This window comes from Parabacteroides sp. 52, assembly GCF_010500925.1.
Taxonomy (GTDB): Bacteria; Bacteroidota; Bacteroidia; order Bacteroidales; family Tannerellaceae; genus QVMG01.
In genome coordinates this window covers 1-10596 of sequence record NZ_QVMG01000032.1, presented here as the reverse complement: position 1 = coordinate 10596, position 10596 = coordinate 1, and the positions used below count along the sequence as shown (strand labels likewise).

General features: G+C 44.2%; 7 protein-coding genes. All 7 read left to right on the top strand.

Annotation, left to right across the window (positions count from 1 at the left end; genetic code table 11):
* Positions 1-318: 318 nt before the first annotated feature.
* Positions 319-1305: a tryptophan--tRNA ligase gene (gene trpS / locus D0T51_RS11765; protein ID WP_163729536.1), complete on the top strand. Its 987-nt coding sequence runs from the start codon at positions 319-321 to the stop codon at positions 1303-1305.
* A 159-nt stretch (positions 1306-1464) separates the two neighbouring features.
* A complete protein-coding gene (locus D0T51_RS11760) occupies positions 1465-1977 on the top strand; it encodes an RNA polymerase sigma-70 factor (protein WP_163729534.1) in 513 nt (170 codons plus the stop codon).
* Between the two features lie 87 nt (positions 1978-2064).
* Positions 2065-2811: a porin family protein gene (locus D0T51_RS11755; protein ID WP_163729532.1), complete on the top strand. Its 747-nt coding sequence runs from the start codon at positions 2065-2067 to the stop codon at positions 2809-2811.
* A 5-nt stretch (positions 2812-2816) separates the two neighbouring features.
* Positions 2817-3677, top strand: a complete 861-nt coding sequence (locus D0T51_RS11750; RefSeq protein ID WP_163729530.1) for a FecR family protein — start codon at positions 2817-2819, stop codon at positions 3675-3677.
* A 2-nt stretch (positions 3678-3679) separates the two neighbouring features.
* The gene (locus D0T51_RS11745; RefSeq protein WP_163729528.1) at positions 3680-6448 is read left to right on the top strand and encodes a TonB-dependent receptor; all 2769 of its coding nucleotides are present in this window, start codon (positions 3680-3682) and stop codon (positions 6446-6448) included.
* 7 nt (positions 6449-6455) lie between these two features.
* Positions 6456-7469, top strand: a complete 1014-nt coding sequence (locus D0T51_RS11740; RefSeq protein ID WP_163729525.1) for a DUF4249 domain-containing protein — start codon at positions 6456-6458, stop codon at positions 7467-7469.
* A 127-nt stretch (positions 7470-7596) separates the two neighbouring features.
* A complete protein-coding gene (locus D0T51_RS11735; RefSeq protein WP_163729523.1) occupies positions 7597-10221 on the top strand; it encodes a valine--tRNA ligase in 2625 nt (874 codons plus the stop codon).
* Positions 10222-10596: the final 375 nt, after the last annotated feature.

The window sequence follows — 10596 nt, the reverse complement described above, 5'->3', positions numbered from 1 at the left end:
TCCAGAAGATTGAATAAATATTCAACGCGCTTGTTTTATTGATAATTAATATTTTAACAAAATAATCTGCGAACAGTTTCAACTACTGATTCGCATTGTTAATTATAAATTGTAAATTATAATCTTTCACGCTTCACTCATCGTTCATCACTAATCACTAAACACTAATCACTTCCTTCTTCCTCCGTTAATCGTTCATCGTTCATCCCCCCCCCCTCACTTAGCGATCAGTGATTAATATTTATTCACCAAAACACGATGCTCGTTATATATTTTGTATCTTTGTCGCCATTTAGGAATTAAAACGTAAAGGTTAGAATGGAAATTGTAGTGAGTGGCATCCGCCCGACAGGGAACTTGCATTTAGGGAATTACTTTGGTGCTGTCAAAAGCTTTCTGCAGATGCAGAACGAATATAAATGTTATTTTTTTATTGCCGACTGGCATTCATTGACCACCCATCCTCATCCCGACAACATTCGTAACAGTGTAAAAACAATTCTTGCGGAATACCTGGCTTGCGGTATTGACCCGGAGAAAGCGACGATCTACATCCAGAGCGATGTGCGCGAAGTGGCAGAATTATACCTGTATCTGAATATGAATGCCTACCTGGGAGAGTTGGAGCGTGTGACCTCCTTCAAAGACAAAGTACGTTCACAACCCGACAACGTAAATGCCGGTCTGTTGACTTATCCCTCCCTGATGGCTGCGGACATCATCATTCACAAAGCCGTAAAAGTGCCGGTAGGCAAAGACCAGGAACAAAATATGGAGATGGCGCGTAAGTTTGCCCGTCGTTTCAACCAGATATACGGGGTAGAGTTCTTTCCGGAACCAGCCTCTTTCCACCTGACAGAGAAAGCGGTGAAAGTGCCGGGATTGGACGGATCCGGCAAGATGGGTAAGAGTGAAGGCAATGCCATTTACCTGATCGACGATGAAAAGACAATCAAGAAAAAGGTGATGAAAGCGGTGACTGACTCCGGACCTACCGAGCCGAATAGCGAGAAGCCCCAGGCCGTCGAGAACCTCTTTACGATGATGGATATTGTGTCTGATAAATCGACCTATGACTTTTTCAACGAACAATACAACAACTGTTCCATCCGTTATGGAGATATGAAAAAACAATTGGCAGAAGATATCAATATATTCTGTGCTCCTATCCGTGAACATATTTTAGATATTTTAGCCAATGACACCTACCTGGAGCAAGTGGCTCGTCAGGGAGCAGAAAAAGCCAGCGAAAGTGCTGCCAAAACATTGCGTGAAGTACGGGAAATCATTGGTTTCCGTCCTTGATCGATGTTAAAAGGGAAAGACATAACAGCGTTTGAAGTACCCTTCAAACGCTTTCTTTTTATAAAAGTTTGATAAAGAAACTGAAATAAGAAATAGATGATGGGGAATCTCTTTTTCTTTGCAGAAGATAGTAAATCGGGAGTTTGGTAACAAATCTTTATGCAACAGATCACAACCTCTGAATTTGAACGGAATTTCAAGAGCCTGTACAAACCTCTATGTCTCTTTGCCCTTCGTTATGTGGAGCAGATAGACAATGCAGAGGATATTGTTCAGCAGGCATTTACCGATGTATGGGAAAAGAATTGCTCGGGTGTCTCCATTGATAATCTGAAGGCCTATCTGTATCAGACCGTGCGTAACCGTTCCCTCAGTGCTCTATCTCCCTCTCCCCTCTCAACGTCCACCGATCTCCTGCCCGATATGGAAGACAATTCCGAAGAAGAACAAATATACTGTGCCGAGCGCGATGCCCGTTTATGGAATGCCATAGACCAATTACCTCCCGAACGAAAAAAGATCTTTCTCCTTTCCAAGCGGGACGGACTCAAATATCAAGAGATAGCCGACGAATTGCATTTATCGATAAAAACGGTCGAAAACCAGATGAGTAAAGCCTTGAAAGCACTGAAAGAAACAGCCATTCGTATCTATACCTTCTTTTTCGGATAATTTTTTTTTTAAGGCAGCATAGGGGTTTTTCGGAATCCCATGTCTTAAGAGTAAGAGCTCGAATGGTTACTAACAAAAAAAAGATTGATGAAAAAGATTTTATACTTGACAATGTGGCTGATGTGTATAGGCACGCTGCAGGCACAATTCTATCTGACACCTGAGATAGGTATGACCGGAGTAAAGAGAAATACCGCGGATTATGGATGGATGGACAGGCATTATAGTGGATGGACCACCTCCTGGAAGACGGGTGTCGGCATGGAGTACCGGTTCAAATCCGAAAAATTTGCCTTACAGTCCGGTCTCTATTTTACGCAAAGGGCCTATACGGCAGATATAGTCTCCTCTTTGTATTCAACAAAGGATGACTTTACTAGCCTTCATTACAAAGAAACACGTTCTTTTCTGCAGATGCCCTTATTGGCTAAGTTCTCCTGGAATTTAGGAAACGATGTTCGTTTGACAGCTGCCTTCGGCCCTTATTTTGCTTATTGCATCAAGACAAAGAGTGAAGCCACACAGATTATTCATTACACAGGGGAAGAAAGAAAAGAAGCGGCCTTATATCCTATCAATTATTACGCCAATTACGGGTACGATGGAGAGTCATATGGATATGGATATTATGGATCGAAGACAAAGAGTAACGATAGTTATCTGCGGAATTTTGACTGGGGCCTTGCCACTCAGATTGGTTTGGAGATCAAACAATGGGTGGTCAATGCCGGCTATGAATTGTCCCTGGGTAAGGAAGATGAATACGCGAATATACGAGCGAACTATCATACCGTAACACTTTCCGTAGGGTATAAATTCAAATTAGGGAAATAAAAAAGATGAAACACGAATCTGACAACCGGTTGGAACAGCGCATACAGTTTGTCGCGAAACATTATCGCCAAGGCAGTCTGGATACGGACAATGCCTGGAAACAGTTTGCCCGCCAACAAAGAATCCATCGTTCTGTCTCTTTCAGACGATCTCTTTGGGCGTCGGCGGCGGTATGCCTGTTGCTTTTGGGGTTAGGCGTGCATTATTGGATAGACAAACAGGCGACAGAGTGGATCGCTATCACCACAGAAGCAGGGCAAAGAAAGGATGTATATCTTCCTGACAGCACCCTGGTCTCGCTGGCTGAACACTCTGTTCTTCGCTACGAGAGGAAACAGTATGGGAAAGAAGGGCGTGTGGTGAAGATGAGTGGAAAAGCTTTTTTTCAGGTACAACGCGATGAGTCACGCCCTTTTTCCATACAAATGAAAGAGGCGGAGGTGAGGGTACTGGGTACCTGTTTCCAGGCACAGGAAGAAGGAAAAACCACATCCCTCTTTGTAGAGAGTGGGAAAGTACGTTTCACGGCAGGTAAAGAGCGGGAGTCGGCGGTGTTAACCGCCGGTATGTCTGCACATTATGCCGAAGAAACAGGCTTGACCGTCTCTGATAAAGAGGAAGAAATCAATAACCTGGCCTGGAAAACCCGCCGGCTCCGTTTCTATAACACCCCTCTTCAAAAGGTTATCCGTGATATCAGTAATGCCTATCAGGTGCAGATTGTCAACCAGACAGATCTTACGGGAAAGGAAGAACCCATGTTAACCTCTTTCTTCGAAGAGCTTTCTCTGGAAGAAGTGCTTCTTATCATTAATCAAACACTGGATGTCCGGTTGCAGGCACGTCCGGTAAATCATCAGAAATAACAATGCGAATCTTATTTTTATTATGTATAGGAATATTTATGTATTCCGGCTCCTGTGTGTCTCTCTATGCACAAGAAACGACTGTGGATAGCTCCAGACGTATTACCTTGAAAATGAAACAGGTGGAGTTGATCCATATACTGTCGGAACTGGAAAAACAAAGTGGTATGTTTTTTTCCTACGAATCCTCTTTATTGACCAACTTGCCGAAAGTGTCTCTGTCGGTCAAAGAGGAATTATTAACAGATTGCCTGAAACACCTCTTCTCCTCTTTACCGATTATGTATCAGATAAATGGACGGGTGGTCATACTGAAAAAGAAACCCCGGCAGGTCGTGATCAGTGGATTCATACGGGAACGGAATTCCTCAGAAGCATTGATCGGCGCCTCTGTCTACCAGGTAGGCACACGCAAAGGAACAGCCAGCAATAATTATGGCTTTTTTAGCTTATCTCTCGATCCGGGGGATATATCCTTGCAGTTTTCTTATATAGGCTATAAGCCCCTGAGAATGTCTTTCCCTTTTATGGAAAAAGACACTTTGTTGACTATCGAACTGGAGAATAATACCGCCTTGGATGAGGTAGTCGTATACGGATCGGATGCAGAAAAACGCCCCGTGTCAAACACCCAGATGGGCACACTGGAGATAAATCAACAAACCATCCGTAATACCCCTGTTATGTTTGGGGAAGCCGATATCATCAAGACGTTACAACTGACACCGGGAGTAGCTACCGGCACGGAAGGTTTTGCCGGTATGTATGTGCGTGGTGGCAATGTGGACGAGAACCTATTCCTGGTAGACGGAAACCCGGTCTATCAGATCAATCATCTCGGTGGTGTTTTTTCAGCCTTCAACTCGGAAGCCATCCGGGGTATGGAGTTTTTCAAAGGAGGATTTCCGGCTCGTTATGGCGGGAGGCTTTCGTCTGTGGTGGACGTGCATACCAAAGAGGGCAATATGAAAGAATATCACGGGAGTGCTTCGATTGGTCTCATTTCGGGAAATTTGAGTTTTGAGGGGCCCTTGAAGAAAGATAAGACCTCTTTTATGATAGCGCTTCGTCGTACGTGGCTGGATATGTTGACTATCCCCGCAATCGCTATTGCAAACAACCTGACCAAAAAGGAAGGAGACAAGGCGCGGGGGAGATATGCTTTTCACGATTTAAACCTTAAACTGAACCATCATTTCAATGAACGTAGCCGTCTGTTTATCAGTTTGTACAACGGCAATGACGTACTGAAAGGAGGGCACGAAGAATTCAATGTCGAAGAGGAAACACCTTTTTCGTATGATAATCATGCTTCGTTAAGATGGGGAAACCTGATTGCAACAGCAGGATGGACCTATGTCTTTAATAATAAGTTATTTGGGAAATTATCCGGTGTTTTTACCCAGTACAGTTCCCAAATGCAACAGACACAAGAAGACGAATACGGGGTGAAAGGGGAAGATGCTTATGAGTATTCGTATAACAAGACTTCGAGCAAAACAGGTATTACTGATTTTGGTCTCCGCTCTTCTTTTGACTACCTGCCCATCAGTTCACATCACATCCGTTTTGGTGGGGATTTTTTAATGCATCGGTTTCGCCCCGAATACAGCCAGACAAGAGCTTTTGATGAAATAGCCGGTGAAGGAAACCATATAGGTGCTGTCTATTCCAACGACTTACTTTGGGCAAAGGAATTTTCAGCTTTTGCCGAAGACGACTGGGTTATATCCCGCCAGATACGGTTGAATGGTGGATTGCGTTATTCGATCTTTACTATAGACCAGCAAACCTATATGTCTCTGGAACCCCGCCTGGCATTGCGTTGGCTACTCAAAAAGAACCTGAGCATAAAGGCTTCTTACGCCCGGATGAATCAATATGTACATTTGATAAGCGATAGTTATATGAACCTGCCGACAGATGCCTGGATGCCCGTGACCAAACGATTGAAACCGCTCCTGAGCGACCAGGCTTCTCTCGGACTTTATTATAATCTGAAAGGAGAATATGATTTCTCCGTAGAAGGATATTACAAACGCTTTGAAAACCTGTTGGAATACCGGGATGGATACTCTTTTGTCCCTTCTTTCTCCTCTTGGGAAGACAAACTGACGGTGGGAGACGGACGGGCTTATGGAGCGGAATTTATGGTTCGCAAACAAACCGGAAAGACAACGGGATGGATAGGATATACGCTTTCATGGGCGGATCGTAAGTTCCCGGAAATCAATGACGGGAAGCGCTTCCAGTCGAAATATGACAACCGGCATAAACTGAATATCGTAGCCATGCATAAAATAAGTGCCAAAGTGGAAATCTCCGCTGCCTGGACATATGCTTCCGGGAACAGGGCTACGCTGGCGTTAGAAAATTATGAAAGTATTCCCCCTGATGAGTATGGAGGCGGAAAAGGAAATACAGGATATGGTGGGTACTATTCTGAACCCTATGAGTTGGATCATTACGAAGAACGTAATAATTATCAGTTGCCGGCTTATCACCGCCTGGACCTGGGCATAAATATCTATCGCCCTAAGAAAAAAGGCAGAATGGGTATCTGGAACATCAGCATATACAATGTGTACAGCCGGATGAACCCTTTCATGATCAGAAAGACATGGAAAACAATAGAGGACCCGGATTATATCCCACCTAAACCGCCTCAGCAGGGAGGGAGTCCGTATGACAAATACAAATCGGTTCCTTGTTTTAAAACGGTGGGCATTATGCCTGTCATACCTTCTATATCTTATACTTACAAATTTTAATACCGTGATGAAGAAGAGTCAATTATATCTGTCGTTATTTTTCCTTTGCCTATCGCTTTTCTCCTGTGAAAAAGAGATAAATTTAGAACATTTGCGTCCAACTCCACGATTGGTACTAAACAGTGTCGCTGTTGTTGGAGACGTCGTGACTGCCAGTGTATCCCGCACCTGGTTTTTCACTGATGATCATCCCAATGTAACAATAGAAGATGCCGAAGTTCATTTGTATGTCAACGGACAATGGAAAGAAAAGATGATATGGCAGGAAGGGTATACGGATTACAACAGTAAGGCTTATTATTATTCATCCTATCAACCGGTGGCGGGTGACAGGATAAAAATAACTGCCTCCAAAAAGGGTTTCAATGAGGTTTATGCGGAAACAACGATACCGGAGAAAAATAAATTCCTGAAAGTGACCGAGAAATTAGAGGCACATAGTCAATGGGGATATATCAGTTATAAAAACAGACTGAATATCACCTTTCAGGATGATCCGAATCGAAGGGATTTTTACCTGATCCAGATAGAATCGGGGGTGCCTCTATGGGACTGGGAAGGAGAAGAACCTGTGTATACGGGTGAATATCACTGGCAAAGGGCATATGCTGATTATGACGAAGAGCCTTTGTTCACCAGCAAATTCACCGCTTTGGATAAAGTGTTGGGGTACGACTGGTTATCCGGATATAACGGACGGGTATTCTCCGACGATCTGATTAATGGAAAAGAATATACCATGAGGGTTTATGTTTCAGGACATTACTATTACTCTCCTATTGAAGAAGAGGAATATTTACCTGTCTTTTACCGGGTCAATTTGTATACCATCTCTGAGGCTTATTACCGTTATCTGAAATCACTTATTGAAATGGATGATGATACGCTTACCGAGTCACTGGCCGAATCCGGTTTGGCTGAACCGACCCGTATATACAGCAACATAAACGGAGGAGTCGGCATTTTGGGCGCTTGCCACCGGGATAGTGTAAGCGTGGAGGCTACACGCCCGGAGTATTAAATGGGTTTCTGTTCAGATTGATATACATTCCTAATTATTTTTGTAAATTTGCCGATTCAATGAATTCCTGTTCCGCATGAATGGAATAGACAGGGATAAAACAGACAATCTAAGTTAGAACAGCATCATGGAAATTGCAAGTAAGTACACCCCCAAAGAGGTAGAAGGTAAATGGTATCAGTATTGGTTGGATAACGGTTTCTTCAAATCAGAACCGGATGGACGCGAACCTTATACAGTCGTCATACCTCCTCCAAACGTCACCGGCGTATTACATATGGGGCATATGCTTAACAATACCATTCAGGATATATTGGTGCGCCGCGCCCGTATGCAGGGAAAAAATGCCTGCTGGGTACCGGGTACCGACCATGCTTCAATCGCTACGGAAGCAAAAGTGGTAGCTAAGCTTGCCACAAAGGGAATCCGTAAAAACGATCTCACCCGGGAGGAATTCCTGAAACATGCCTGGGAATGGAAAGAAGAACACGGAGGTATCATCCTCAAGCAGTTGCGCCGACTGGGTGCTTCCTGCGACTGGGATCGTACGGCCTTTACCATGGATGAGGTTCGCTCGGAGAGTGTGATCAAGGTCTTTACCGACTTATACGAAAAAGGGCTGATCTATCGCGGCATCCGCATGGTCAATTGGGATCCGCAGGCGTTGACGGCAGTTTCCGATGAGGAGGTGATCTACAAAGAAGAGCATAGTAAATTATTTTACCTACGTTACCGTATAGAAGGTGATGAGGAGCAATATATTGTGATTGCCACCACTCGTCCGGAGACGATTCTGGGAGATACTGCTGTTTGTGTCAATCCGAATGATCCGCGCTACACTTCGCTGAAAGGCAAGCGGGTGATCGTGCCGTTGGTCAATCGCGCTGTGCCGGTGATTATGGACGATTATGTGGATATGGAATTCGGTACCGGAGGTCTGAAAGTGACACCGGCGCACGATGTGAACGACTATATGCTGGGCGAAAAATACAACCTGCAGTCGATCGATATCTTCAACGATAACGGAACGATCAACGAGGCCGGTGAGTTATACGTCGGAATGGATCGTTTTGCCGTTCGTGAGCAGATCGTATTGGATCTGGATGCAGCCGGACTATTGGAAAAGGTCGAAGATTACGACAATAAAGTTGGTTATTCGGAACGTACGAATGTGCCGATCGAACCGAAATTGTCTATGCAATGGTTCCTGAAGATGGAAGAGATGGCTAAACCAGCATTGGAAGTGGTAATGAACGACGATTTGAAGTTCTACCCACCCAAGTTTAAGAATACTTATCGCCACTGGATGGAGAATATAAAGGATTGGTGTATCAGCCGCCAATTGTGGTGGGGACATCGTATCCCGGCATATTATCTGCCTGAAGGAGGATTTGTTGTGGCCGAAACCGAAGAAAAAGCCCTGCAAATGGCGCGGGAAAAGACTGGTAATGCTTCGCTGCAATTGAGCGATCTGCGGCAGGACGAAGACTGTCTCGATACCTGGTTCTCTTCTTGGTTGTGGCCGATCTCACTTTTCGACGGTATCAATCATCCGGGCAATGAAGAGATCAGTTATTATTACCCGACCACCGACCTGGTGACCGGTCCGGATATTATCTTTTTCTGGGTGGCGCGTATGATTATGGCCGGCTATGAATATGAGAAAGAAATGCCTTTCAAGAATGTTTATTTCACCGGTTTGGTGCGCGATAAACAAGGACGGAAGATGTCGAAATCCTTAGGTAATTCACCGGATCCGTTGGATCTGATCGATAGCTACGGTGCGGATGGTGTGCGTATGGGATTGATGCTGACGGCTCCGGCGGGCAATGACATCCCGTTCGACGAATCCCTGTGTGAGCAAGGACGTAATTTTAATAATAAGATATGGAACGCTTTCCGTCTGGTAAAAGGTTGGAACGTAGACGAATCCATCGCACAGCCCGAAGCTTCGGCATCGGCAGTGAAATGGTTCCGTATGCGTCTGGATAAAGCCGCCATAGAGATGGATGATCTGTATGATAAATACCGCTTGAGCGAAGCCTTAATGACGGTTTATAAGCTGTTCTGGGACGAGTTCTCTTCCTGGTATCTGGAAATGATCAAACCCGGATTCGAACAGCCGATTGATGGCGCAACCTATAAAGCGACATTGGATTTCTTTGATGCCTTATTGCGTCTTTTGCATCCGTTTATGCCTTTCATTACCGAAGAATTATGGCAGGCGTTGGAGCCGCGCAAAGAGGGTGAAAGTATTATGGTTAGCCTGTTCCCTGCAACCGGTGAGATCGAAGAAGATTACCTGACCCGTTTTGAGAAGATAAAAGAAGTGATCGGAGGCATACGTACCATTCGTTTGCAGAAAAATATACCGAATAAAGAAGCGCTGGAATTGCAGGTATTGGGTGAACATGATGATAGTCTGAACGCTGTAATCGTAAAGATGTGTAACCTGACAACTGTATCTACGGCAGAAGAAAAAGCGGTGGGTGCTGCTTCATTCCTGATTGGTACTACGGAATATGCAGTTCCTCTGGGCGCGCTGATGAATGTAGAAGAAGAATTGGCGAAGTTGCATGAAGAGCTTGTTTATCAGGAAGGCTTCTTGAACTCTGTTTTGAAAAAGCTATCTGTTGAGAGCTTTGTTAGTAAGGCTCCGGCAAAGGTGATCGAGATGGAACGGAAGAAGCAGGCAGATGCGGAAAGTAAAATCAACTCAATCAAAGAAAGCATTGCTGCCTTGAAGAAATAACATAAACACGGAGTCAATATAAAAGAGCGGATCCAATGACAGGGTCCGCTCTTTTTTTGCCGCAAAATGCCTAACAGCCATCTGCTATTTTGTCTTCCTGCCTTTTTTCAATCGGTTGAATTCCGAAGAAAAGGAGGAAAGATGAATGATTAACGGCTAACGATTAATATTTAGTGATGAGTGATTAGTGATGAGTGGTTAGTGTTTAGTGATGAGTGCTAGTCACTAATGATTAATTGTTAATTATAAATTGTAAATTATAATCTTTCACGCTTCACCCATCGTTCATCACTAATCACTAATCACTAATCGTTAATCGTTAATCATTGATCATTGGCCAAATTAAGAAATCCACGCCTTATATTAGGAAATAAT

What these genes read in the sequence shown, in the direction of transcription:
- trpS (WP_163729536.1), top strand. Translation starts at nt 319, where the DNA reads ATGGAAATTGTAGTGAGTGGCATCCGCCCGACAGGGAACTTGCATTTA.
- D0T51_RS11760 (WP_163729534.1), top strand. Translation starts at nt 1,465, where the DNA reads ATGCAACAGATCACAACCTCTGAATTTGAACGGAATTTCAAGAGCCTG.
- D0T51_RS11755 (WP_163729532.1), top strand. Translation starts at nt 2,065, where the DNA reads ATGAAAAAGATTTTATACTTGACAATGTGGCTGATGTGTATAGGCACG.
- D0T51_RS11750 (WP_163729530.1), top strand. Translation starts at nt 2,817, where the DNA reads ATGAAACACGAATCTGACAACCGGTTGGAACAGCGCATACAGTTTGTC.
- D0T51_RS11745 (WP_163729528.1), top strand. Translation starts at nt 3,680, where the DNA reads ATGCGAATCTTATTTTTATTATGTATAGGAATATTTATGTATTCCGGC.
- D0T51_RS11740 (WP_163729525.1), top strand. Translation starts at nt 6,456, where the DNA reads ATGAAGAAGAGTCAATTATATCTGTCGTTATTTTTCCTTTGCCTATCG.
- D0T51_RS11735 (WP_163729523.1), top strand. Translation starts at nt 7,597, where the DNA reads ATGGAAATTGCAAGTAAGTACACCCCCAAAGAGGTAGAAGGTAAATGG.